The sequence below is a fragment of the Dyella acidisoli genome (assembly GCF_030160295.1).
GTDB classification, from domain to species: Bacteria; Pseudomonadota; Gammaproteobacteria; order Xanthomonadales; family Rhodanobacteraceae; genus Dyella_B; species Dyella_B acidisoli.
On the sequence record NZ_BSOB01000005.1, the window covers coordinates 222,208 to 248,799 of the forward strand.

18 protein-coding genes are annotated in these 26,592 nt (G+C 54.1%); 9 read left to right on the forward strand and 9 right to left on the reverse strand.

The genetic code is table 11. The features are described from left to right. The first annotated feature begins 535 nt into the window (after positions 1-535). Together QQJ86_RS02915 and QQJ86_RS02920 are read left to right on the forward strand one after the other, a co-directional pair. Positions 536-973, forward strand: a complete 438-nt coding sequence (locus QQJ86_RS02915; protein ID WP_284319406.1) for a hypothetical protein — start codon at positions 536-538, stop codon at positions 971-973. 484 nt (positions 974-1,457) lie between these two features. Then, complete coding sequence (locus tag QQJ86_RS02920; RefSeq protein WP_284319407.1) at positions 1,458-2,396, forward strand: hypothetical protein; 939 nt, start codon at positions 1,458-1,460, stop codon at positions 2,394-2,396. Positions 2,397-2,700: 304 nt separating this feature from the next. Here the strand turns inward: QQJ86_RS02920 and QQJ86_RS02925 are convergent, their stop codons facing one another. Beyond that, the gene (locus tag QQJ86_RS02925; RefSeq protein WP_284319408.1) at positions 2,701-3,243 is read right to left on the reverse strand and encodes an antitoxin Xre-like helix-turn-helix domain-containing protein; all 543 of its coding nucleotides are present in this window, start codon (positions 3,241-3,243) and stop codon (positions 2,701-2,703) included. 703 nt (positions 3,244-3,946) lie between these two features. Between QQJ86_RS02925 and QQJ86_RS02930 the strand changes: the two genes are divergently transcribed. Continuing rightward, on the forward strand, positions 3,947-6,883 hold the full coding sequence (locus tag QQJ86_RS02930; RefSeq protein ID WP_284319492.1) for a TonB-dependent receptor: 2,937 nt from the start codon (positions 3,947-3,949) through the stop codon (positions 6,881-6,883). Between the two features lie 482 nt (positions 6,884-7,365). Next, on the forward strand, positions 7,366-8,322 hold the full coding sequence (locus QQJ86_RS02935; RefSeq protein ID WP_284319409.1) for a LysR family transcriptional regulator: 957 nt from the start codon (positions 7,366-7,368) through the stop codon (positions 8,320-8,322). A gap of 304 nt (positions 8,323-8,626) precedes the next feature. Here QQJ86_RS02935 and QQJ86_RS02940 read toward each other — a convergent pair whose 3' ends face one another. Then, positions 8,627-9,088 (reverse strand): RES family NAD+ phosphorylase, encoded by a 462-nt coding sequence (locus QQJ86_RS02940; protein WP_284319410.1) that lies wholly within the window; start codon positions 9,086-9,088, stop codon positions 8,627-8,629. A gap of 500 nt (positions 9,089-9,588) precedes the next feature. On the opposite strand from QQJ86_RS02940, the gene QQJ86_RS02945 reads away from it, so the two are divergent. Beyond that, a complete protein-coding gene (locus QQJ86_RS02945; protein WP_284319411.1) occupies positions 9,589-11,130 on the forward strand; it encodes a S10 family peptidase in 1,542 nt (513 codons plus the stop codon). 262 nt (positions 11,131-11,392) lie between these two features. Here the strand turns inward: QQJ86_RS02945 and QQJ86_RS02950 are convergent, their stop codons facing one another. The 6 genes from QQJ86_RS02950 to QQJ86_RS02975 form a co-directional block, all read right to left on the reverse strand. Further along, positions 11,393-11,770, reverse strand: coding sequence for a putative quinol monooxygenase (locus QQJ86_RS02950; RefSeq protein WP_284319412.1), 378 nt, complete (start codon positions 11,768-11,770; stop codon positions 11,393-11,395). A 119-nt stretch (positions 11,771-11,889) separates the two neighbouring features. Continuing rightward, complete coding sequence (locus QQJ86_RS02955; RefSeq protein WP_284319413.1) at positions 11,890-12,870, reverse strand: amidohydrolase family protein; 981 nt, start codon at positions 12,868-12,870, stop codon at positions 11,890-11,892. 1 nt (position 12,871) lies between these two features. Next, on the reverse strand, positions 12,872-13,561 hold the full coding sequence (locus QQJ86_RS02960; RefSeq protein ID WP_284319414.1) for a type 1 glutamine amidotransferase domain-containing protein: 690 nt from the start codon (positions 13,559-13,561) through the stop codon (positions 12,872-12,874). A gap of 11 nt (positions 13,562-13,572) precedes the next feature. Next, complete coding sequence (locus QQJ86_RS02965; RefSeq protein WP_284319415.1) at positions 13,573-14,622, reverse strand: NAD(P)-dependent alcohol dehydrogenase; 1,050 nt, start codon at positions 14,620-14,622, stop codon at positions 13,573-13,575. Between the two features lie 27 nt (positions 14,623-14,649). Beyond that, entirely contained in the window at positions 14,650-14,949 is a 300-nt protein-coding gene (locus tag QQJ86_RS02970) for a superoxide dismutase (RefSeq protein WP_284319416.1), read from the reverse strand. A gap of 35 nt (positions 14,950-14,984) precedes the next feature. Next, positions 14,985-15,554 (reverse strand): flavodoxin family protein, encoded by a 570-nt coding sequence (locus QQJ86_RS02975; protein ID WP_284319417.1) that lies wholly within the window; start codon positions 15,552-15,554, stop codon positions 14,985-14,987. 295 nt (positions 15,555-15,849) lie between these two features. On the opposite strand from QQJ86_RS02975, the gene QQJ86_RS02980 reads away from it, so the two are divergent. Then, positions 15,850-16,860, forward strand: coding sequence for a LysR family transcriptional regulator (locus tag QQJ86_RS02980; protein WP_284319418.1), 1,011 nt, complete (start codon positions 15,850-15,852; stop codon positions 16,858-16,860). A gap of 308 nt (positions 16,861-17,168) precedes the next feature. Here the strand turns inward: QQJ86_RS02980 and QQJ86_RS02985 are convergent, their stop codons facing one another. Further along, entirely contained in the window at positions 17,169-20,123 is a 2,955-nt protein-coding gene (locus QQJ86_RS02985) for a TonB-dependent receptor (protein ID WP_423372960.1), read from the reverse strand. A gap of 1,258 nt (positions 20,124-21,381) precedes the next feature. Between QQJ86_RS02985 and QQJ86_RS02990 the strand changes: the two genes are divergently transcribed. The 3 genes from QQJ86_RS02990 (at position 21,382) to QQJ86_RS03000 (ending at position 26,577) form a co-directional block, all read left to right on the forward strand. Then, the gene (locus QQJ86_RS02990) at positions 21,382-24,375 is read left to right on the forward strand and encodes a Tn3 family transposase (protein ID WP_284319419.1); all 2,994 of its coding nucleotides are present in this window, start codon (positions 21,382-21,384) and stop codon (positions 24,373-24,375) included. A gap of 22 nt (positions 24,376-24,397) precedes the next feature. After that, positions 24,398-24,931 (forward strand): hypothetical protein, encoded by a 534-nt coding sequence (locus QQJ86_RS02995; RefSeq protein ID WP_284319420.1) that lies wholly within the window; start codon positions 24,398-24,400, stop codon positions 24,929-24,931. A 335-nt stretch (positions 24,932-25,266) separates the two neighbouring features. Beyond that, entirely contained in the window at positions 25,267-26,577 is a 1,311-nt protein-coding gene (locus QQJ86_RS03000; protein ID WP_425604573.1) for a site-specific integrase, read from the forward strand. Positions 26,578-26,592: the final 15 nt, after the last annotated feature.

Consider the following 26,592-nt stretch of genomic DNA (forward strand, 5'->3'; position numbering starts at 1 on the left):
GTATTTATGCACCTTCTTTCATCGAACAAGTGCGCGATAAAATTGGCAATGTGCTGCTTTAACTCGCTTTAAAAGAAAGCCTATGACGGTTTGCGAATCGTAGCCTTTGGCTCTACAAAGATCGGAAAATATGTCGCCAGTAAGGCGACTTTTCTACAGTAACATCTTCAGCCAAACATACTGTTGCTACAACATCTGCGATGTCGAGTAGCTGCAATACCTGCCCTTTCATCCGCGACACCTTTCCGCGCACTCTTTCGTTGAGAAACTCGGATGCAGACTCTGTTACCTATGACAGTAGACATTGCCGAGACCAGCCACCCGCTCAATGCGGGTAGACAGAATTAGCGATGCGTTTCCCGACGAAGCGGCCCATGCGAGCCTCATCAAAGAAAGTGCTGCCCTCGTCGAAACCCTTCTGACCTGCCGTGAAGTCTGATCGCACTCCACTGTCCCCGCTCGCGATTGCAACCTGCCAGGCCACGCATTTTTTGCAAGTTATTCGAACGCTTGCAGGAGATGGAGGGATCTGCCCATGGCAGACCTAATCTACCATTTTGGTGATTTTCGCCTTGCCCCCAATGCACGGAAACTCACCAGGAACGGCAAACCGAATCTTGCTCCTGCACGCGCAAGCTATCGAAGCGTGGAGAGAGAGAACCGGCGCGACCAAGCCATCACTCAGTTGAAAGAAGCCATGATCAAGGCCGACACGCTGGGTGTGCCCGAACTCATCGGCGACGTCGGCTACGCTTATGCGCAGGCTTTATTGGCGGCAGGCAAGCTGGATAGCGCCACTTCCATCAGCGGCAGGATTTCCACTTGGGCCGAGAAGGATTGGCGTGCCGCCTGGACGCAGGTATGCGCATACCGCGCACTAGGTCAGGATGCATATGAAGAACAACACAAGAACAAAGCTCGAGAGCTAATCGGAGATCGCGCGGTGCCAGTGTGTGCTGTGGCAGGCTACTGAATCCATAACTAGCATTTTTATTCGATATAAATTTTTAATAGCAAAACAACCAAAAGTATCGAATTCATTGTCGCCTATGCACTTCGCATAAAAAGTTTAAGAATCGCAGTAGAAATGCCGACATCTAAGGAATAGATCCGCGACCGACGCATATCAAATTTATCAATCACAATGGGACAAAATTAGGTCATTTAAGGACTTTTTATGAAGTGAGATGGTGAATTCACATGTTGAACACACCATCAAACACTAAATACGAAAAAGATCTTCCGAAATCGTTTCGTTGCATCGCTTCAAGGGAATTCTTTGGTTCTGCTTCTTATTCGAGGCCCAATTTGTCAATCTGATTTTTTACCCACATCGCATGACGAAACGGTGTCACGCGAAGCAGCACGCAGGGCCTGTGTGCGGTTAAAGCCGTTCATGGGATAGCAGTGATTTCTGGCCGAATGTCATCAACTTTCGATAGAGGGGAAAGAGAGAAATGGCTGAAAAAGCGAATTTGACCCGTAGAACGGCGCTGAAATTTGTTGGTGCACTTGGAGCGTTGAGTGCGACGGCAGCGTTCGGTCAAGACCGTAGTTTTTTGAACGGCAATCTATTAAGGCGTGGCTCGTCTGGCCTGATGCTTCCTCAAATGGAGACAACTGCAATCGACATGGTCACTGCTCGTTCGCTAGCCACACCGACGAACGATTTCAACAGAATCATGGCGACTTACAGCAAATGGGACTACAACGAAGTGATTCTTTGGGCGAATCCGGATGGGACGCTGACGCTCGTAACAGCCTTCACCCGGGCCGAAGTTGAACAGTTTTGGGACGCCTACCTCTCCAGCGCCCACTATCCTGGAGGTGAAAGGCGTAACTCAGACTTTCCGGGAACCTGGTTCGACCTTATAGATAGTCAGTACTACCAGATCGATTCGGTCACAGGCGTCGAAACGTCTTACCGAGCAGCGTTCGTGTTCATCACCTGGCCCGATGGCGTTATTGGTGAATTGTACTGGCGCGAGCCATCGTGGACGCCGGCCTTCGAAATTACGATGCCTCAGACATTCATGGAGATGTTGGTTGCATACGAGAATGCGTGGCAAACAGGAGACGTGGACGCAAGGTTGGCCCTGATCGAAGACGAAACATGCAGCGTGGTGCGCATCGCCAACGTCACCGGAGACCATCGCACTCGCTTCGTTGCGAGGACCAAGTCCGAGCTGCGCGCGGGCTGGACTTCAGAGTCGTACGGTAAAGTCATCGAACTCAAGCGGCTCTACAAGGTGATATCCACTTTCTACATTAGCGCTGGCTACAAACTCGTGCTTGATGTCTCGGGAAGGCGGGTCGAGAGGGAAACCGTCATTCTCTTCCCGCTTGGGCCCAACCGGAAGTTCATTGGTGAATTGAGCTACTCGTTTGAATCATGAGTAAGCGGCGGCGCGGATCATGCGACGTTCTGCGGAAGACTTTGCGAGGCCGTGGCCGCATCCTCAGCTCGTGTATGTTCTCATAAAAGTAACTCCTGGCGATGGGCGGTAACCAAACGTACATCGCCAATCCACTATGACTATTGGCGACACCCCTGGCGCTGCGGGCGACGCAGTGATGTTGACGCGTCGCTATATCTCGGAAGCGCTATGACACTGAATGGTCGTTCCGTCGAGTGCCCCGGATCTTTGATTTCCGATGGTGGTCATGCTGCTAATAGAGCGGTCCAATATGCGATCATAATTATACATATGCTCCTGACTGCATCTGTCGGATTATTTGGAATACGTGTCGTTGCCCTATCGCTGTATCCAAGAACTCTCCCGGAGACCGATTCTTCAACGCAGGCACAGGCGTCCGGAGCCATCGGCCTATCCATGCAGCAGCATCAAAAGCTTCAGTTTCTCCACTTTCATCAACCATACGATGAACTTCTACAATTAGCTGAGTCACCCCCAATACACGCTCACTTTCGGACTGTGACAGTCGTTCATTGGCAGCAATTTTTCGTTTCAGCGTTGATCGACCAAATCCCAAATACTTGATCAGTGTCTCCTGATCCATGCCAATGTCCATTGCCACCAACGTAAAACCAACTGCTGGCAAACCTCTGCGAATCCACTCAATCAACTGGTCAGTGGGTGAATGGTGGATGGCAACATATGCGGTCATGCGATCAGATTGTTGATTTATCAACAGACTGTCCAAGTATGGTTGCTCGTCCGCCTTTTGCATCCTCGCGCCACGGGTACTTTTAATGATTGATGTGTCCACGTGCTTTGACATGTGTGATCCGACTGAAATTGGCGTCTCTAAGCCCGCGCCGAGCCTCATCCTCGCTTGGATCCCGAAATGCTCCAAGACATAGTTGATTATGATGGCAAAGCCTCATCCATTGGGGTAGACCAAGTGCACATCTAGGCTCTGTGCGACCTCCAATGACTGGATCAATGGAGACGAAATGCTTTCTATCTACTTAAAGATGCTTCCGGGACTGTCCGCGTTAACCGGTGTACCTGCTGAGATCTTTCCCTTCGCTGTGGCGCCATGCTCCATTCTCCGACCGGAAAGAGCTAGTTGACTATGTGGCCATATTTGACACGTTTAAGAACATTTTCTCAATTATAAACCGTTGGTTGTTACTCTATTAACCGGGCGGTTTGTATTGATCGTAATGGTATAGAAATTGTCCCAAGAAGACATTGCTGCATTGTCAATTGCCACGTTAGCCTCTCACCGCACTTCACAATACATATACGAAATCTATTTAATCACATAAACCGTTTAAATTTCTAATGCGGTAATTATGTCGTATCGATAGGCACGGAAAAAAGGCCTTCAAGTAGGCCATATTCAATGTAGAGAAATAGATTTTCAACCAATTGTCCTCGGGGGGGCTAACATGTCTACGACTTGGCGTCATTTGACGTCAGCGGTTTTTCTTCGACCCAAAACACTAGTGCTTGCCATTAGCCTCGGCTCTGCTGGAATGGCTTACGGCCAAGCAACGACGGGTTCGATTTTCGGTCAAGCGCCAGTTGCGGGTGGTGAGACGGTGCTCATCAAGAGCGCCATTGGGCTTACGCGGGAAGTATCAGTGGATGGAGATGGGCATTATTCCACTGGGTCACTCCCATTGAGTAACTATACGGTCACACTGATACGTGACGGCCATGCCGTCGACACGCGTTCGGGTATTGAATTAAAGGTTGGCACGGCAACCGAAATTTCCTTTGTGGTGGCAAGTGTTGATTCCAAAAATCTGGGCACCGTAACGGTCACTGGTAGCAAAGTTCCTCCGATCGACGTAACCAGCGTAGACGCACGAACGGTCATTACCTCTCACCAACTTGATACCCTGCCGCTTGCACGCACTGCGGAGGCTATCGCATTGCTGGCGCCCGGGGTTGTCAGCGCCTACAGTGGTTTTACAGGCCCTACTGGCAATCCACTCGTGTCTTTCGCGGGCTCGTCCGTGACTGAAAACGCGTACTATCTCAATGGCTTCAATACGACCGATCCGCTGAGCGGTTTTGGCGGTATTACGCTGCCTTACGGTGCCATCGACCAGCAAGAAATTCTCAGTGGTGGCTACGGTGCGGCATACGGACGCTCTGATGGTGGCGTGATCAGTCAGGTTGGTAAACGCGGCAGCAATGATTGGCATTTCGGAGCGCAGCTGCAGTGGACGCCACGGTTTGCGAAAGGAGACTTGAACGACTCCTACTATGTCTCCGGCAACAAGGCCGGTCAGATCTATCAGCGCAATTCGGACAGCAAGAGCTGGGAAACAATGGAGAGCGCCTATCTTGGCGGTCCCATCATCAGGGATAAACTCTACTTCTTTGCTGCATTGGAAGGCGACAAGCGACGCGGCAACAGTGTCGGCAACGTGACGTCTCCGTACGATACGAGGTACCAGGATCACGATCCGAAGTGGTACGCCAAGCTGGACTGGAACATCAACGACAGCAACATCCTTGAGTTGACCGGCGCGTCGAGCAAGGACGAATACAGTGGATCCCACTACAACTACAGCTATTCCAGCAGCGCAACAGGAAGCTTTCACGACTTTGATACGTCGTCGAAGACGGCAGCTGACGTTCGTATCATCAAGTACACCAGTTACATCACCGACGATCTAACCTTCAGCTTGCTGTATGGAAAGCAGAAGATCGTTTACTACAGTGCGATTCCTGGTTACAACGGCACACTTCCCTACGTGGGTGGACCGGAGAATGAGAATCCAGCAATCACTGGTGGCTCAGTCATTACCAACAGCCAGACTGTTCAGACCTTCAATAATCCTAACCATCGATCCACCAATACCAATCTGCGCCTGGATGTCTCATACAAGTTGGGCGATCACACCATCATTGCAGGCATCGACAACCAGGATACCCACGACATCGACGACGGCACGACCACTGCGGGACCAGGCTACGCGTGGCAATATGAACTTGGTGACCCAAGTACCCCGATCAGTGGGAGTCCTTTCGTCGACGCTCCCGGCAATTATCCGGGCGGTTCGACGGGTTATTTTGTCGCCAAAGACATCTTCAGCACGGCCGCCTCCGTGCGCGTCAAGCAGCGTGCGCAATACATCGAGGATGCATGGCAGGTATCCGATCGCTGGTTGGTAAAAGCGGGCTTGCGCAACGATCAGTTCACCAATTTCAACCCGGATGGTCAGGCCTACCTTCGACTTACCAAGCCACAGTGGGCGCCCCGCGTAGGTTTCAGCTGGGACGTGAACAATGATGCCACGCTGAAGGTGTACGGCAACGTCGGTCGCTACTTCCTCGCCATGCCAGCCAGTGTGGCTTTGCGCGGGGCCGCCGGCTCGACGTTTACCGATCAATACTTCACCTACACCGGGATTGATGACCGCGGCATTCCGATCGGTTTGACAGCCATCAGATCGAGCACCGGAGGCCCCATATCAGCGAACAATGAATATGGGCAGCCGCCAGATCCGAAGACGGTGGCATCGCAAAACATTAAGTCCGAGTATCAGGACGAGTACTTGTTGGGCTTCTCGCAACAGTTCCATCAAGCATGGGCGTGGGGGATGAAGGCGCAGGTACGCAAGATCCGCAATATTCTGGACGACATCTGCGACACCAACACCATCGCGAACAAGGCGAAGGTACTTGGTTACAGCGTCGACGACAGCACGTTGAACGGCTGCTATCTATCCAATCCTGGTCGTAGCAACACCTACCTAATTCCGAACCATGAGAGTGGTTATTTCCCAGTAACCGTTACGACGCAAGATTTCGGCTTCCCTCCCGTAAAACGCAACTACTATGGTCTTGAAAGCTTCCTCGAACATCCGTTTGACGGCAAGTGGTACGGCAAGATCGACTATGTCTATTCCCGTAGCTACGGCAACTCAGAAGGCCAAGTGCGTTCTGACATTGGCCAGACCGACGTATCAGCCACCGTAGATTGGGATTTCGGCAAGTTGATGGAGTACGCCAGCGGCTATTTGGCGAATGATCACAAACATCAGCTCAAAGCCTATGGGTCCTATCAGCTCACGCCCGAATGGATGCTTTCGGCAAATGTGGCATTGATTTCCGGTTCGCCAAAGGTCTGCCTTGGATACTATGGTGCTGACCAAACCAATCCTGTTGGCTACGGTAGCTACTACCATTATTGCGGTGGCCACCCATCTCGCCCCGGCGATGCAGGGCGGCAACCGTGGCAACACGTGGTTAGCCTGGAGGCCGAATATCGGCCCGCGTGGGCCGGTAAAAAACTCGCTTTCGACGTGATGCTTTACAACGTGTTCAACGAGTCCGTAGCCACCTCCACCTACGCCTTGTACGGCACGGCTACGGCGCCGAATGTGAATTACGATCGCGTGCAATTTTGGAGCACTCCGCGATACGTTCGCTTCGGTATTACGTACGACTACTAAGTCTGCCCCTCCCCAGGCCTAACGGTCGCATGCGACGTTAGGTGTTTTCGCCCTGGTGCTTATTCACCAGGGTTTTTTTCAGGAATGGAACTTATGATCTGGTTATCGATCATCGCATCGGACAGTGTGCTCGGGCGAAGTCGGGCTTTTCGCTGCTCCATGTCCTTCATAGCGTTTGGTCTGATCCAGCTTCAACCCATCGCATTCCTTGTGCCAACGGAGATACGCTGCTCGTTGATACCCAACTACCGTATGATCTCCGCATAACTAAAGCGCTTCTTTGGCATGGTCAGTAGTAGCATTTATACGAAATACACTTGTCTAGTGGAACAACTGCCTATTTTTTGCGGGCGTCGAATGCCCCTCATATAGCGCATTCCGGATTTATGTAGTGGTTAAGCGTCTAACAGCTTAAGGTTAATGGTGGCCACTTATCGTCTGGGCATTTCAACGCCGGTCACTGCTAATTGATGGAGAACGATTTGGACTCATCGCAACGCGTTCGCACAATCCTCTCTTTTGTTCAGGCAGCAGACTTAGGTAGCTTTGTCGCTGCAAGTCGCGCGCTTGGTATTACCTCAGCCGCAGTGAGCAAGAACGTTGCCAATCTTGAGAAGGCGCTGGGTGTGCGGTTGATGAATCGCACGACTCGGACCCTCAAACTCACCGACGAGGGCGTCGCATTTCTTCGGCAGGCCCGTATTGCCCTTGAGGCGCTCGATGCAGCGATCAATACCGTTACAGCGCAGCGCGTTGCACCTGGAGGGCGTGTCCGCATTTCGACGAGCACGGCGTTTGGACGCGAGCACCTGTTGCCCGTTCTGCCTGGACTACTGTCTCGTTATCCAGCTTTATCCATTGAAGTCGATTTCGACGACCGCGTCGTCGATCTTGTGCGTGATGGCTACGACTTTGTGTTCAGAGGCGGCAACGTCCCGGATTCCGCCCTGGTTTCGCGCCCGATCTGTCGTTTGAACACGGTAGTTGTCGCGTCTCCCGAATATTTGGCGCGCCACGGGATGCCTCGGGCTCCACAAGAACTACCGACGCACAAGCTCATTGCACGGCGATTTTTGGGTGGACAGGTTGCACCATGGTATTTCAGGAGCGAAAACGGCAGCACCAACGCGTTCGATCCAACGAATGTCGCAGTATTGACCCTATCCGCGCCTGAAGCAGTTGTTCAGGCTGCCTGCAATGGCGTGGGCGTTGCCCACGTCGGCGTTCATCTAGCCTGGGAGCATCTGCTTTCCGGTGTGCTGAAAGTTGTACTTCATCGCTATCACCAGCCAGGAACGTACGAGATGGTGGTGCAATACCCCCATCGGGCGTTGCTAGCGCCGCGTATACAAGCAACGTTGGATTACTTGATGGAGGCGTTTGCGGAAAATAAGAGCCTGCATGTGCCATTAGAGGCATTAGACACCTACGTCGCATGACTGACATGCGATATGCAGGTTGAGCTATTCCAGACTTGATCTAGGTAATCTAGTCCACGCGCAAAGGCTCCCTCACCACGCAACCTCACCGTCTTCCGTTGAAATATCGTAGTCGCTTTCGCCAACTTGATCTCTCATGGCTGAAAGATTCGCTATGCCTTCTTCAAAGAATGCTCACTATTGCGACTAAACCCTTGACGAGGTTGTCTTTACTACCTCACTGAATTGCCATGCCATACACGGCCTTCATTCATCTCTAACTCTATGCGCGCGTATAACTTCCGCATCATACGCATAACGAACTTCACCCGAAGCGCCTCAGCTTCACTATGTTGATCCGTTTGGCATCGGCATGCGCTGGATTGATGAGGACGTTGAACTCTTCACGAATAACCGCAGAGGGGACCCGCATCAGTGCACTCCGTCCTGATCTCATCCAAACCGCACCAGCCTGAGCCGTCACTTGACCAGTGGTAAGCTCCGCTTGATTTTCGTGACAGGGAAGCGTACACGCACGGGACCACACCATATCAGGGATGTCGATTCTTACAAGATAGCGATTCAGCGGCAACGTGTCAGATGAGACATGCACAAGTGTTTCTAGCATCGCAAGAGCAATTGAAGGAGATGCATAAATGATTGAAGTTCCTATGGCACTCCAACGCCCGCCAGTCAATGCCGCGCAGGCACCCGTTCGGTCATCTGCCTTATAGGTAATTGTATCAACGGCAATACGCCATGCAGTCGCCACTAAAATGAGCTCCATTTTGAATTTGCTTGAATATTTGGGGCACGTACTTCTGCCGCAACAGTGGCGTCTGCTGAGTTGATCCAGCCTCCGTTATAAAGGCCTAGCTGAATTTCTGCTAGGTATTCGGCCTCGAAGACTTTGGTCGAACCGCCACGCCCGGATGCAATGCCTACCTTGCACATATGATCTACGCAAGCGCCATACCAATCAGGCAGTCCAAATTCGGCACTAAAAAATTGCAACGACGACAAAAAAGGAGTGTCCGCGGACGAAAAGTGTCGGACACACGGACAGTCTTGAATTGTTAATCGCAATGGATCGGTTTTCAATAAAGAACATTGCATGCACGATGAACGCAAAAAGTCTGTCATTAAAATTGATTAGATATAATAAATGACAACCATCGCATAAGTAAGCGAAATTTTTTGAACATTATTCTCCCTGCTTAGGTTCAGTTCTTACTTGGCATGGCGCTTGCAGATCACTGAACTTCACCTCGCCTATTTTGATTCGCCATGGACCTATCCAAGTTGACGCTCTTGAAATCTCTTACTCTTCGTACACAGATCAGCAAGCTAGTGGGTATCGCCTTCTTGCTTCTACCCGGACTGTGTACCAATGCATTGGCGTCGGAATTGGAGGAGCCCATTGCCCCCCCTATTACAACCGTGCATACCGCCATCATCGGTGGGCATCCCATCAAATACACAGCCACGTTTGCTGAAACGCCAGTTGCTGGTGACGCTGCACACCCTTTGGCATCGATGTCATCGATCACCTATTTGCGATCAGATCACGGTGCTTCCGGCGTTAATCGTCCGGTTGTATTTGTATTCAATGGTGGCCCTGGCGCCTCATCAAATGCTCTTCATTTGCATGCATTAGGGCCGCGGAGAGTGATGAGTCCCGATGCTAGCCATCACGAGAACTATTTCGTCGATAATCCTTACAGTCTTCTCGATGTAGCTGACCTGGTGTTTATCGATCCTGTTGGGACAGGGTTGAGTCGGGTATTCCGAGGTGGTGACGGGCACCCATATTGGGGGCCCGATGGTGACGCAAAAAGCGTCCTGATTCTGATTCGAGAATGGTTGAAGACGCATGGGCGAGAGCGGTCGCCTATCTATATAGCCGGTGCAAGTTATGGCGGCTATCGAGTAGCCACTATGATGAAATTATTGGGAGACCAGCACATAGATGGATTGATCCTGATCTCCCCCCTATTGAATGTAAGCACGATGGCGGATGAAGACGGTAATGAACAGTCGTATATCAACAACTTTCCGTCCATGGCAGTAGCTGCCTGGTTTCACCACAAGACGGATCGCCGTGGATTGGACGCAGTTGCTTTCAGGTCCAACGCGGAAAAATTCGCTATCGAAGAGTATGCACCCGCTTTGCAATTGGGTAATCGAATCCCTCGAGAGCAACGCGCGGTCATCGCAAAAAAAATTGCCGCATTCATTGGCCTTTCGGTTAACCAGGTTAGCGAGGCGAACCTGCGCATCACTAGTGAGCAGTATCTAAATACGCTGTTGTCGGGCGAGAATCTTCGCATCGGTCGATTAGATACACGCATGACTGGACTCTTGCACGCAAAAGCTGCTTCCGGCATTCCAACGAATGATCCCTCTCTCCTGCTGAGGCCGAAAGACAACACCACAGACCAATACTTCCGTCAGGAGCTGAAGGTGTTAACCCATCGCAATTACATCCAGATGACGTGGGACATCAATGGTACCTGGAACTGGTCGGACGACAGAGAAAGTGATCATCAGCCGCGATTCTATTTCACAGGAGGTCCAGCCATCGGTGATGTCATGGCTGCGCAACGTAATATGCGGGCTTGGGTCGGAAGTGGCCTATTCGACATGGCAACACCGTGGGAGGGCGTACGCTATGAAATCAGTCATGGAGAAATTCCAAGGGACCGTGTAACGGAAGTTGTGTTCGAGACGGGGCACGCTCTCTACGACACCGAAAGCACCCTTAGTCAGTTTTCGACATCACTACATCTCTTTATACAGGGAGCTTCCGTTCCTGATCGAAGCCATTGAGCTGCGATATGCGTGAAGTGGCGCGAGCGTGTTCTCGAGACTTTTCAGCGTGGAATTAGGTGCATATGACGATCCGCAATGGTTAAATACGGCTTCGCGCCAATCATGTCAGTCTTCCCACTGAGCTGACCTGAAAAAACGATCCAGATCGTTCGTTCATAAACTATGACCGAGGAAATTTGGATCAGTTTTTTTTCAGATCAGCTCAGGCGCTTCCAATTGGACCATTGGGCCACAATCGAGGCCAGGCAAAAGGGACGTATCAGTGATCCGAGCGCTCCCAGTACGCTTTGGCGCCCAGCACCACTGGATTGACGTCCAGAAATGTTCGCGACGCCCCCATTTTCTGCGTGGATTCGAAGAACCTCCGGAAATGTGGCGTCTCACGGTGCGAGTTGTAGGCCGCCTCATCCTTGTACATTTCGAAGACGAGAAATCGGTGAGGGCTGTCCTTAAGCGCAACCGCGTACAAGGCATACACGCCTTGCTCTACGTGCACAGACGTGGAGACGCTCTCCTGAAGCACCGCCTTGAATTCCTCAAGACGCTGCGGATCGACATCCAATTGTGCTATGCGCACGTAAGGTGCGGGAGCCTGTTGCCCACTGATGGCCGAAGTCCAGAATTCTGAGATCTGCATGGTTCCGTTTCCTACTTGCTGCTGTGGATTGTCCGAACAGCACCGGTTTGTGCAACAAGGCAAGCCACCAAGGCCACTGCGATGCCACGTAACGCAGGTCGGGCGGACAACAAGTGGATTCACATATCATCTCCGCGGGTTAGCCGTTCCCAATTGGCATGTGCGAATTTCCGCTTGTTGTCGTCAGTCAGTTGTAGCGTTTCAAGGAAACGCCGTGCATCTCCACCAGGCCGATACTGATAGGGGTAGTCGGTTGAGAAAAGTATTCGATCAGACCCGACTATCTCGATGGCCTGACGCAGATACGCCCGGTTGAACATGCCGCTGGCGGTCAGATAGAGATGGTTCCGGACATAGTCGACAAAGGGGCGCTGCAACTTCGATACTCGGTCGAGCATGGCAATACGCTCAAGATAGAACATCACCAGTTCACCCCAGTGCCCGAGGATCACCTGAAGATTCGGGTGCCGATCAAATACACCCGCCAAGACAATGCGTACGAACTGGATACCGGCTTCGTAATGCCATCCAAGGCCAAAGGTTGACAGCGCCAGATCGATCGGTAGGCCAAACCCTGCGTAGTAGGCGTCGCGAACGCCTGCTTGGGGAATCTGTGGATGGATCAGCAATGGAACACCCATCTCCGCCGCGCAGGCAAAGGTCGGTTCGAATATTGCGTGATCAAGATTTTTCTCACCGACGCGGCCATACAGGATGGCGCCTTTGAAGCGAAGCTGCTCAACACAACGCTGAAGCTCTCGCGCAGCACTTTCACCGTCCGCGAACGGCAAGACCGTCAGTGCTTGAAAGCGGGAAGGATTGGCCGCGACACTGCTGGCTATTAGGTCATTGACTCGTCGCGCCAGATCGATACTGTGATGTCCTACATTGTTCAGGCCAGGTGTCGTTAGCGAGAGCACTTGCACATCGACACCGGTTTCATCCATCAACGCTAGGCGCTGCCCGGCGAGATCGGCTAGACGCTCGCCGAGCTCACCCGAATTCAGCGCAAGTGTGCCGTCGTCGGCGCCAGGGATCGAGGTCCACGCTTGCTTCACCACACCAGGCAGAACGTGCTCTTCAATGGCGACGATCTTCATGTCAGGGCATCGCCATAAGCTGCTTGAAAACCGCTTGGCCGACGCCGTAAGCCGAGGCCGGGTTCTGGCCAGTGATCAGGCGACCATCCACCACCACGTTCGCCGTCCAGTTGCGTGCGGGCTGATGTAGAGCACCCCGCTGCTTGAGGGTGGTCGCGAGCAGGTAGGGCACGACATGCGTGTACTTGACCTCCGCTTCCTCTTCGTCGGTGAAGGCGGCGATCTTCTTGCCGGTGACGAGATGACTGCCGTTCGAAAGCGTCGCATTTACTAGTGCGGCCGGGCCATGGCAGACAGCAGACACGATGCCACCGGCTTCGTAGATGTCTCGAATCACTCGCTGCACGGCAGGGCTGTCCGCAAAGTCCCACATCGTGCCATGGCCGCCTGCGAAGAACACCGCTGAGTAGCGCGACGGATCGACTTCGCCAAGAACCAGCGAGTGGGCGAGCGCCTGACGGAATCCGGCGTCATGCCAGAAACGATCGTTGACTGGATCATTGAGGTCAAAGAAATCGATCGGTGGGTGCCCACCGCGAATCGATGCAATCTCCGTAGGAATGCCTGCTGCGCGGAAGACATCGAGCGGATGCGTAAGCTCGACCATGGCAAATCCGGTCGGCTCACCGGTATCGCCCCGAATCGGGTGGCTTGTGACGACGCATAAAACGGGCTTGATAGTTTTGCTCATGTATTTGCTCCTTACGATTTGAGGGAGGCCATGTCGATGACGAAGCGATACTTCACGTCGCTCTTCAACATGCGCTCATAGGCTTGGTTGATTTGCTGGATGGGAATGACTTCGACATCCGAGACGATGCCGTGCTGCCCACAGAAATCGAGCATCTGCTGGGTTTCGCCTACGCCACCAATGAACGAACCGGAGATGGCCCGACGCCCCCGAACAACGCCTCCAGCGTTCACCGGCGTGCTGAGCGGCCCCATGTATCCGACAAGCACCAGCACACCTTCAAGTGCCAGCGTCGGCATGTAAGGATTGATGTCATGGTCGTAAGGCACCGTGTCGATGATCAGGTCGTAGCGCCCGGCGACAGCCGTCATATGTGCTGGATCACTCGACAGCACCACGTGATCAGCACCGAGTCGAAATGCATCCTTCTCCTTACCACCAGAACGCGTAAACAAAGTCACGCTGGCGCCCCGTGCTTTCGCCAACTTCAGCGCCATGTGGCCAAGCCCACCAAGGCCGATCACTGCCACCCTGCTGCCTGGGCCGACCTTCCAGCGATGCAGCGGCGACCAGGTAGTAATGCCTGCGCACAAAAGTGGCGCCGCGCCGGCAGGATCGAGACCGGCCGGAATGGACACAACAAACTTGTCCCTGACGACAATCGAGTCCGAATAGCCACCGTAGGTCACTGCACCATCATGTCTATCGGTGCTGTTATAAGTGAAGGTCGCGCCTTCGGTGCAATCCTGCTCCCATCCCGTCTGGCAAGGCTGGCAATGCTGACAGGAATCGACCATACAGCCGACACCGACCATGTCGCCGGCCTTGAAGCGACCGACCTTCTCTCCGACCTGTCGAACCGTTCCAATGATCTCGTGGCCGGGCACGATCGGGTAGATCGTGAAGCTGCCATGGTTGCGAGCCAGGTGCAAGTCCGTGTGGCAGACCCCGCAAAACAGGATATCAATGACGACATCGTCCGGTCGGGACTTGCGTCGCTCGAACGAAAATGGCGTAAGCGCGCTAGTAGCCGATGAAGCGGCATAGCCTGAAACCCTCATGGTCGATGTTCCTAAGGCTCGGAGGTGTTAGGTGTTGTCTGGCGCGAACAGCAGTTGCCAGCCCGTGAAGGGCCCGAGTGGGATCACGTCCCAGCCAATGATTCCTGCCTTCGCGAGCGGAAATTCGCTCAATGCCTTTCTGGCAGCCTCAATCGAATCGGCCTCAGCAATGATGGCTACACCAGGGCGATCCTGGCGGAAATAGATGTCGCGCACGATGCCGCTGGTGTAGAGCTTCCAGCCATGACGCACTTCGTCATGCATATGCGGCTGGTACTTCTCCGGGCTGGCACCGGGCTGTGGGATGTCAAGGCAAAGGAGTTTCATGGATGAGGTTCCTGGGGAAAAAGTCAAATCGAGCATCAAACCGGTTGAAGTCGGCGCACGGTCTCGGCGACGCGTTGTCCAAGGTATGCAGCGGTTTCCAGATCGCTGTGGATAGGCGTATCGTCTGGCCCCTGGTCACCGTTGGATTGCGCCATTGCACCCAGCCAGCTGCCCAGGCGATTGAGGTCATGCACGCTGCCACTGCTGGAGTCGTTGCCCGGTTTCAGATCGAGCCCCACCCACAACATGCCGTGCTGCGCGGCAAACAACGTCATCGAGATCAGCGAGTGGAGCTTGTCGCCGTTCTGTGCACCCGAGTTCGTGAAGCCGGCAGCCACCTTGTTGCGCCACTTCATGTCGATCCAGGCAAGCTTGGTGGAGTCTTCGCAGAACTGCTTGAAGCGCGCGCTGGGTGCGCCGTTGTAGGTGGGTGCGCCAAAGACGATGGCATCGCTTGCCTCAAGTACGTTCCAAGGTATATGCCCTTCTGCCACGGAGATCAGCCGGGTCTCGACACCCGCCACGCGTTGCACGCCTTGTGCAACGCTTTGTGCTTGCTTGGCTGTATGGCCATAACCGCTGTCATAGACGATCGAAATCTGCATCGGAACGTTCTCAATGAAAAGAAAAAATGACTAAGAGTCGGCAACGCAACTCACAGCGAGGCGCCGGGCGCTGTTGGGCGTTGTGAATGCCGTGGTCGGAAAAGATGCTACTGTAGAAAAATAAGCTCTGGTGGCGACGACCGTTCCCATCTTTGTAGAATGGAATGCTACTTATCGCATCGCCTAAACAGCTATGTTTTTGCATGGGCGGCTGCTATGCGTGTGATGCAGTAGCAGAGGAGCGCTCGCGTGTTACGTACGAAGGCGCGCGCACGCTTTTTTGAAGAGGCATGCAATGATGAAGACCGACATGCAAGGCCGATTGGACGGCGTAGCAGTTTTCGTGGAAGCAGTGGAAGCAGGCGGCTTTGCCCGCGCCGCTGAGCGCTTGGCGCTATCGAGATCGGCTGTAGGCAAGGCGATCGCACGCCTGGAGGCTCGTCTTGGCGTTCGTCTCTTCCATCGCACGACGCGGACCCAGAATCTGACCGAAGATGGCCAGGTCTATTACGAACGATGCCTTCGAGCGATCGAAGAATTGCGTGCTGCCGAATCCCTACTGGAATCGGGCAAGCAGGAAGTCGCCGGACGGTTGCGCATCACCATGCCCGTGCTGTTCGGCCGCTACTGCATCGCGCCAGTGCTTTTGGACTTTGCGCGTCAACATCCCAAGCTGGAGCTGGAACTGAGCTTCAGCGACAGGCCCGTAGACATGATCGCTGAAGGCTTCGACCTCGGCATTCGCAGCGGTGCCCTGGGCGAAGCCACTGGACTGTGCGCGCGGCCTTTGGCCACGCAGCCAAAGGTCTTGTGCGCCGCTCCCGCCTACCTCAAGGCGCGTGGCGAACCCGATACAATTAAAGCTCTCGCCACACACGACGTGCTGATTCATTGGCGCACAGGCCACCGCTATCCGTGGCTACTGCCCGATACGGATGGACACCTGACTGAAGTCAGACTCGCGTCGCGCCTGCGGCTCGATGATCTAGAAGTGACCGCCGATGCGGCCGTGGCTGGAATGGGTATCGCGTGGTTGCCTCATTGGCTCGTGCGCGATCGTATTCAGTCAGGGGCACTCACTGCGTTGTGGGAAAAACGGCCCGCGGCTTCCATGGACAGCCATGCCATCTGGCCGGCGACGGATTACATGCCGCTACGTGTACGCCTCGCCATCGACACGCTCGTCGAAAAACTTCCGAACGCGGTGGGAGTGAAGCCGCCCACTGTACGACCAGGTTGGCACGCGCAAGGCATCACTGCAGGCGATACCTCCTCCTCGCCGCGAAAAAAGCGCCGCACGCCCTGAGCTTGGCAATTCGGGCCTGAACTACTCATGCCACCATCTTTATCACGGTGGTGACAGTAGCTATGGCTCGCAATCATTGAAATGACAACCTAGCGCGTTGATCGCGCCAAGGTTGTCGATGCCGAACAGGTGGCCGTCCCTGGCCTCGATCCAGGAGCCAAGCGATACACACTGCCCACGTTAGTACGCGCGTTGTAGGCAGCGTTCAGCAAGATGGAACACCGATCCGCTCACATGGCCGCCACCACCTGGCTATACGCAATCGGACAGACCGGTCGCGCATCACGCGTCCATCCCTCCGGCCATCATCAAAAAGTCGCGCGGAACACCATCTCGTAGCGCCGGTCGGCGACGAACCAACCACGGTTGTACAAGCGGCTATCCACTAGGCCATTGCCGTAGCTGGTTGGCCCCATCAGGGTACGCACCTTGGCGTTGTTCAGATTGTTCATCTGCAGGCCCACTTGCATGTTTTTGTCGATGCGATAAAACACCGAGGTGTCCAGCTGCCCGTAGTTATCGGACCAGGTCGGTAGGTGTGTGGACACGTCACTGGTGGTCAGTAGATAGCGCGAGCGCCAGTTCCACGCCACGCGCGCCGACCAATCACCCTTCTCGTACATGCCCACCAGGTTGTAGCTTCGCTTAGAGATGCCGGTCATCGGCAAGTCCACACCGATCACGGTGGCGTTGGTATACGGATTAGTGGCGGTGTTGACGCCCCCATTGCTATCCAGGTACGTGAAGTTGGCCTGCACGCCAAAGCCCTTCATCCAGCTTGGCAGGAAATCGAAGAACTGGTTGTAGCCCACTTCCGCGCCGCGCAGCGTACCGGTACCAATGTTGTACGGCCGAGTAATCTGGAACTGCTGGCCGTTGTAGATCTCCGGGACAGTCTCCTGCGCGATGTAGTTGTGGATGTCCTTGTAGAATGTCGTGGCGTACAGCATGCCGGTGTTGGAGAAGTACCACTCCAGCGCGGTGTCGTATTGAGTGGCGCGCTCCGGTTTGAGGTAGGGGTTGCCGGCCAGGCCGTTCCACTGCACCACTTTCGAGTTATCCGCATTCAGCACGTAGCCCAATTGCACGAACGACTGCATGTTAGTGAAGCTCGGCCGCGCAATCGCCTTGGACGCCGCGATGCGCCATTGCAGGTCGTCGGTCAGCTTGAGCCGCAGATTGAGGCTGGGCAGCGCGTCTTGGTAATGAGTGCGCGCGTTGATCGGCAGGTAGCCGCCGTTCCAAATCGCTTTCTGGGCATCCGGGACGCCCGTGCCACTGAGATTGAGCAGCTGCACGACGCCATTGGTGTCCACATCGGTACGCACCACTCGTAGGCCGACATTGCCGTCGAACGGGATGCCGAGGGCGGTGTCATTGCCGAAATACAGAATGCCGTAGGCGGCCTTGGTCTTCTCGCCCTGGTCATTGAGGTCGGCCGGCGTGAACTGCACCGGGCTCCAGGCCGACGTCGACGACACGCCCATCGGATGCAGAATGCCGTAGGCTGAGGCGTAGTTCTCCACCAGTGAGCTGCTGGGGAAGTATAGCGGCGTCGGAATCTTCACGTTGCCGCGGAAGAAGTTCGAGAACGAGTACAACGTCGCGTTCGCCGGGTAATAGTTGAGGCTCGCGACCGTGCTTGGCGTGCCCACCGACGCCCAGCTGGCCGTGATCACGCCCCAGTTGTAAGACGTGCTGATGTTGTTCTCGGTGCGGTTGGTGGCTCGCAGGCCCATCTTGAAGTACTTAAACAAGCTGCTGTCCTGGAAGTCGTACTCCAGATCCAGGCGGAAGGCGCGATCCATGCCCACCTCCTCCTCGCGGTGATCCATCGCTGCGTACCAGAAGTAGTTGGCCGGGTTGGACGTGTAGCTGGCCGGACTTGCCGAAACCAGCGGCATGCCACCGCTGCCGGTGGTGTTGAGGTACATCCCTGGCAGGTAGATCATCTGAAACGCCGTGAAATCCAGCTCTTTGCTGGTGGACTTCACGAACTGGACGTCACCGGTCAACAACACGTGGTCGTTGAGATTGTACTTGAAGCCGTTCGAGAAGTCGGTGGTGACGGTAGCCTGTGTCTGGTAGCGCGTGTCCGTATCAAAACCCACACCACCTTTGCTCAGGCGATTGTTCCAAGCGATGGAACTAAGAGAGCCGCGTTGGAACACGCCCTGGCTGTTGTAATCGAAGGTGGTGCCAGTGGCCGGGTCGATGTCGAAGCTGGTGTCGCTGAAGATCGCGCCATGCTCCAGCCAAGACATGTCGTAGCGTGAGCGGATGAACTGGGAGGTGAACTCCAGGTCCTTGGTCGGACGCCACTGGAAGGCACCGGAAATACCAATGCGGCGGCGTTTGAAATTCAACGCGCGCCAATCGGCGCCACCCGGCACGTATACCGTGCTCAAGCCGCTTCCGGCAGTCGCCGCTGCATCGGAGCGCATGGTGAATGGCTCAAGCTGGATGCCATCGGTCCGGGTGGCCAGTTCCGAGTAGGAGACATCGATCAGCGCGCCGAACTCACCCCAGTTCTCGGTCTTCCAGCGATTGCTGTACAGGAAAGACGCCGACGGCTTGCTTTTGTGCGACAGGTCACCTTCGTTGATGCCGTAAGAGAAACCGATCACCTGCCCCGGCGAATCGAATGGCAGGCGCGTGCGCAAATTGACCGTGCCGCCGATGCCACCCTCGATCAGCTCCGCCGACGGGTTCTTGTACACATCCACGCCGGCCAGCAGTTCCGCCGGCACGTCCTCGAAATTCAGCGAGCGGCCGCTGTTGGAGGAAAAGCTGTCACGACCATTCAACAACGATTCCACCTGTGTGAGGCCACGGACGGACACGTTGCTGCCTTCGGCCGAGGGATGATCCGGATCGTTGGCCGAGAGGAAGTGATCGATGGTAACTCCGCTAATGCGTTGCAGGGTCTCGGTCACGCTGCGATCAGGAAGGGCGTTGATGTCGACGGCGGTGACCGAGTCGACTATCTGGTCCGCGTTCTGCTTCAGTAATTGCGCCGACTCCAGGCTGGCACGGATGCCGGTCACGGTGACGCCTTCGAGGTTCTTGGCGCCCTTGGCGTTGGCGTTGGCGTCGGCGCGGACTGCATCAACATTTGTTTGAGAAAAGGAAATTTCAGTCGCCGTTCCAACTTTTAGTTCAACACCTGAACGCTTATCGACTTCACTTCCGTCGCGCAGAAGTGTGATTATATAGTTACCCAATGGAAGAGATTTGACTGAATAACGTCCACTTCTGTCCACTGATACTTCTCGTGTAAGTCCAGTGGTACTTTTGATAAGGATAGTTTCTCCACTTGCGACTGGTGCTTGGCCAAAAATAGATCCGGTCGTCGCTTGACCGTAAGTCATTCCAGCAGAGCCAAGGCCAATGGCAAGCACTAGTGTTTTGGGTTGAAGAAAAAACGATGACGTCAAGTGACGCCAAGTCGTAGACATGTTAGCCCCCCGAGGACAATTGTTTGAAAGGCCTATTTAAAGGCCTTTTGTGTGCTTATTTAACGCATTGGAAATCGAAACAGTTGCAGTTTTGATTCATACGATTTCGGATATGCGTTGCGAAGACCAATGAGAAGCTAACGTGACAATTGGCGATGCATCAATGTCTCATTGGGACAATCACTATGTCACTGCAGTCAATGCAAGCCATATGGTTATTAGAGTATTAACGCATAGTTTATAATTGAGAAATTGTTCTTAAACGTGTTAAATATGACCACTATATAGTCGTCTATTATTTCCCGGTAAAAGAATGAAGCGGGGCGCTTTTGCGCGAAGGAAAAGATCTCTGCGGGTTCACCACTACAACACCCATCGTCCGCATAGTGCGCTCAACTATCAACCACCGGCTCCGCAGTCCGTCCGGCCCAAACTACTTCAATCTGTGAGGCTTGCTGCTTAAACTGACTTCACATCTGGACCGGTTAATGCAGGCCAGTCCAGGTTGTCTTGGCCAACGCCATCTTGCCGATTATCGAGTGAAGGGGCACTTGCATTCCGCATGCATCATGTTGACGACAGCGTCATGGTCAGGCATAGCATGGGGTGCTCGACGCTCTTGCAACGAGAGAAGGATACTTGGTGAATCATTCACTAAGAAGCCAATTTCAAATCACGTTGGGACAACCTGTTGCCCGCTTCAATATTTTCGGCGACTTCATCACCAGCCGTTAACGTCTTGAACATCACGCTCTTCTACGTTTCTGGAGTTCACGTTTTCCCGCAAAAAACTGTGCATCGGGTGAAATCACGGTCCGAGGGCGTTTCTGTACTGGAGCGACTAGCGGATGACATCTTCAAAGGGAAAGGTCATGCCATCTAACCCTGTCCTGATCGGCGGCGATAACCGCTCTGGCGCTACGCTGCTCAGCGCTCTGCTCGACTCACGTCCTGGTCGAACGTTTCGGTCTCAACCGTGGCGACGTGCAGACCTTGGTGACGCGTGTAATGGCCAAGCATTAACCAACAACTTCTATAACGATTGTGTTTCTAAGGCGGTGTCATGCCAGTTAGTTACCTTACGGAAGAACAGCGCGATAGCTATGGGAAATTCAATGGCACTCCTTCTCAAGATGAAATGGCTCGTTATTTTCATTTGGATGATCAAGACAAAGCTTTTATCGGCCGGAAGCGTGGCCACATCAACCGCCTTGGCATTGCCTTGCAACTTACAACATTACGCTTTCTTGGCTCTATCCCAGAAGATGTTTCACATATACCACCAGCCGTCGTTGCTACTGTTGCACGTCAATTAGGCATTACCGATGAAAAACCTTCGATCGAAAACTACTGGGTAGCTGATGTAAGGTGGGATCATCAGGCAGATGTTCGTCATCATTATGGGTATGTCGATATATCAGATCCACCCATCGGCTTTCGGCTTGGTCGTTGGCTGTATGCAATATGCTGGACAGGCACCGAACGGCCAAGCGTACTGTTTGAACGAGCTACAGCATGGTTACTAACCCATAAAGTACTCTTGCCTGGCCGTACAACGCTTGAGCGCTTCGTAGCGAGCATCCGTTCACGCGTCGAAAATCAACTGTGGCGACGCTTGGCGAAAAATCTCACCGAAGAGCATCGCTCCCGTCTAGAACAACTACTTGTCACTCAGGTAGGCAGCCGCCGGTCTCTATTAGATCATCTAAGAACTGGCCCCGTTCGCGTAAGCGGGCCGGCACTCATCCAGGCATTAGCGCGTCTTGGGACGGTTCGAGAACTAGGCATCGACTTGCCGGTAGCCGCGCATCTTCCTCATAGCCGCATCACGACGTTGGCGCGTTTTGCAAGTGCCGCCAAAGCGGCTGCAGTCGGGCGGCTACCTGAACTGCGTCGTATGGCTACCCTAGCCGCCTTTGTTCACTGCCTTGAAGCGACCGCCCATGACGATGCGGTGGAAGTGCTGGAAATGCTACTTCGAGATGTTTTCGCCACGGCTCGCAAAGAGGATCGAAAGACGCGCCTGCGCACGATTAAAGATCTGGACAAGGCAGCCGCGCTGCTGGCCGATGCATGCCAGGTCGTTCTTGATACGCAACTTGCCGATGAAAACGTACGTAACGAGCTATTCGCCAAGGTTCCTCGTCCTATGCTGAGCCAGGCGCTTCAGGAGGTTATCAACCTTATTCGGCCGCCTGATGATGTTTTTTACAATGAATTGAGCGACCGCTATCGACGCATACGTCGCTTCCTGCCATTCGTACTGGAGAGCTTGCAATTTGGCGCCTCACCGGCAGGCATGCCGGTGGTGGCGGCATATGAATGGCTTCGCACACACCCCGGACGCTTCAAAGACGATGACGACGTGCCTCGCGACGTTATCCGCAAGCGGTGGGCACGCTACGTCATTCGCGAAGACGGAACCATAGACCACCGTGCATACACCTTCTGCGTGCTTGATGAACTTAAAATCGCACTCCATCGACGTGATGTCTACATCACGCCAAGCTGGAAGTACGCCGATCCACGTGCCGGCTTGTTGAAGGGGGACGAATGGGAGAACAGTCGCCCAATCATCTGTCGAACATTGAACCTTTCGCCTATCGCCTCCCCTACCCTTACTGCCATCACACGCGAACTGGACGAGACCTACCGATCAGTGGCACTTCGATTGCCGAACAACCCTGACGTCCGCTTTGAAGGCGATGGTGACCTGGTTATCACTCCACTCGATAAGTTGGATGAGCCAGAATCCCTCATTGCGCTTCGTGCTGCGGTCAATGCGCGGATGCCTCGCGTAGATATCGAAGAGGTGCTGCTGGAAATCGCAACACGGACTGGTTTTACGGATGCGTTCACCCATTTGACCGAGCGCTCGGCACGTGCCGCAGACCTCCCAATCAGCGTTTGTGCCGTATTGCTTGCCGAAGCTTGCAACACGGGCTTTGAACCCTTTATACGTGCGGATGTTCCTGCCTTAAAGCGATCGCGCCTTCTCTGGGTCGACCAAAACTACTTTCGAGACGAAACCATTACGACAGCTAGCGCGGCGCTCGTCTCCGCACAAAACCACATCGCACTTGCCCATGCGTGGGGTGGCGGTGAAGTGGCCTCCGCAGATGGCATGCGATTCGTTGTACCTGTGAGGACTGTGCATGCCGCCGCGAATCCGAAGTATTTCGGCAGGGAGCGCGGTGTGACGTGGTATAACCTCGTTTCAGATCAATTTACCGGTCTCAACGACATCACCGTGCCGGGTACGTTACGCGATAGTTTGGTTTTACTCGGTGTAGTACTTGAACAGCCCACCGAGCTTCAACCTACACAAATCATGACCGATACCGGTGCCTACAGCGACGTAGTGTTCGGCCTGTTTCGATTACTAGGCTACCGGTTCTGCCCGAGGTTGGCTGATGTTGGTGGCACACGCTTTTGGCGCATAGATGCCAACGCAGATTACGGCGAGCTAAATGCGATTTCCAGGCACCGGATCAACATGGGTCTGATTGAAGAGCATTGGGACGATATTCTCCGTCTCGTCGGGTCCTTGAAATTGGGCACTATTTCCGCCCATGGCATCATGCGTACCTTGCAAATTGGTGATCGCCCTACCGGCTTGGCTCGAGCTATCGCCGAATTTGGGCGCATTGAGAAGACACTTCACACGCTTACCTACATCGATGATGAAGCGAAGCGGCGCGGCACCCTCACCCAACTCAACCGTGGTGAAGGGCGCCACAGCGTAGCGCGCGCGATATTCCATGGTAAACGAGGAGAGCTGCGTCAGCGCTATCAGGAAGGTCAAGAAGATCAACTGGGAGCACTCGGCTTAGTGCTAAATATCGTGGTGTTGTGGAACACCATTTATATGGAAGCAATCTTGGATCAATTGCGCAGCGAGGATTTTCCAGTGAAAAGCGAAGACGTAGAGCGGCTGTCACCACTGATCCATGAACACATCAACATGCTTGGTCGCTACTCCTTTGCAGTGCCAGAGGCGGTGAGTCGGGGTGAGTTGAGGCCCCTGCGCAATCCTGCTGAAGACGACTCAGACTAATACAGGGTAGAAAGATGCGGCCATGGAACGATCTTCTCATGCCATTGATTTAATTGATAAATTAAGCCTTATAACTGTTTTACGTTCCATTGCTCCCCAAACCCCTATCACCACGGTGTGGTCGCACGGCGTCTTCAATAACCTGCCGAGCGCACCACTGGTCGTCCCGTCGTTCAACTATCAGGCAGGTCATCGCTATGTACTCGTCCCTGGCGCTATTTACGACACGGCGTGGAGCGACCCCGCGCACCCGATTCTTACGACCTACATTTTGCGCAACGGAAAATTCGTCGACAAAAACGTCGCCGAGGCAGCTGACGAGGCTAACGCAGAAACGAATGAACTCGCCTTCATGGAACAACAAAAACGGGACAGGCCGCGCATTATGAAAAAAGGTGCGGAAGTGTGTTTACGCGGCAGGAATGGCGTAGCGAATCACGGATATGTTGAGGACGTGACCGATGAGAAGATCGAGATCCGCCTCAGCAGCTGGCAAGGGAATGACCGCGATGTGTGGGACTTCCCTAACCAGTGGTTCTTGTGTGGCCACAACTGACGCTACTGTCCTCAGCCGCCAGATCAGAATACATCACGGCCCAAAGCCATCCATAGCATCTCGCACTTAGCACTGGGTTGGCCGGTTCAATGCGCATTTAAACGAGGCATTAAGCAATCCATATGACGGAATTGCTCCTCTGCACACACCATTCGTCACGAAGCCAATTTCCAGTCACTTTGAGACAATGTGCTGCATATGTCTCATTTGAAATAGCTCTATCACCACCCGTTAACGCATTGGCCGCCACGCTCTAATCCATTTACGGGGAAAGTCACTACCGGCTTCTCTGCAAGGAATCCACATCGCTGCAGATAACCCGCCCGCCACATACAATGATGTCGGTAACCTCCATGTCGTCGGTACAAACTAAGCACGTACCATTTATGGCTGATATCCATCGTTATCTCGAAGCTGCGACGCGTGACAATACGCAACGCAGTTACGCGTCAGCCGTTCGGCATTTCGAAGTGGAATGGGGTGGTCACCTACCCACTACGGCGGACGAGGTGGCGCGCTATCTCGCCGACCACGCCAACCAACTTTCGATCAATACGCTCAGACAGCGCTTGGCGGCATTGGCGCAATGGCACAGCGAGCAGGGCTTTGCCGACCCGACGCGCTCCTCGCTCGTGAGGAAGGTGCTGAAGGGCATCAAGGCGCTGCATCCGTCGGTCGAAAAACAGGCAGTGCCACTGCAACTCAATGAACTTGGAAGGGTGGCGGACTGGCTAGACACTGCAGCAACCAACGCAAATGAGCGTGGCGACACGGTGCGCACCATGCAGTATTTGCGCGATCGGGCCTTAATTCTGCTGGGCTTCTGGCGAGGGTTCCGCGCCGACGAATTGATTCGCCTGCGCATTGAACATATCGATCTACGGCCAGGCGATGGTCTTACTCTGTTTCTTTCACGCAGCAAGACCGATCGCGACAATAATGGCCAGTCGTTCAAAGTACCTGCATTGTCGCGATGGTGTCCAGTCGACGCCACGCAAGCCTGGATAGTAGCGTCGGGGCGAGCAGAAGGCCCACTATTCTCCCGCATCAACCGCTGGGGAGCGTTGAGCGACGCCCCCCTAGACGTCGATAGCATCGTACCTATCCTACGACGCGCCTTTGCTCATGCTGGCCTGGGGCAAGCGGACGCGTACAGCGGTCATTCCCTGCGCCGGGGTTTTGCCAACTGGGCCAATGCCAACGGCTGGGATATCAAGAGCCTGATGGCGTATGTCGGATGGCGTAAGGTCGACACGGTCATGCGTTACGTGGACGCCAGCATGCCGTTTATGCCGGCCAGTACTGACGCACGTTCACCACAACTAACTGTGACATCCACGCCCTCCCCAAATGCCACGATGCCCCAGGTGGATCTCGTGGCGCAATTTTCGCTGACTTCCTATACCAATAGTCTGCGTCAGCGCGCTAAGGCTCGAAAACTAATCGAGGAGGCTTGTCTAGCGCGACACCGCGCACAGCGCGCGGACACGGACGGTTATCGCTTTCACATTCAGATCCCCGACGACGCCGAATTTGAGGAAGCGATTGCGACTGTTCTTGACGACATGTATCGCATCGCCAACAACCATGGCTGCTACCTTGAGGCCACGATAAGCGAAAAGAAAGGCAGTCGCAGCTGGGAATAGGTCAGGACAGACCCA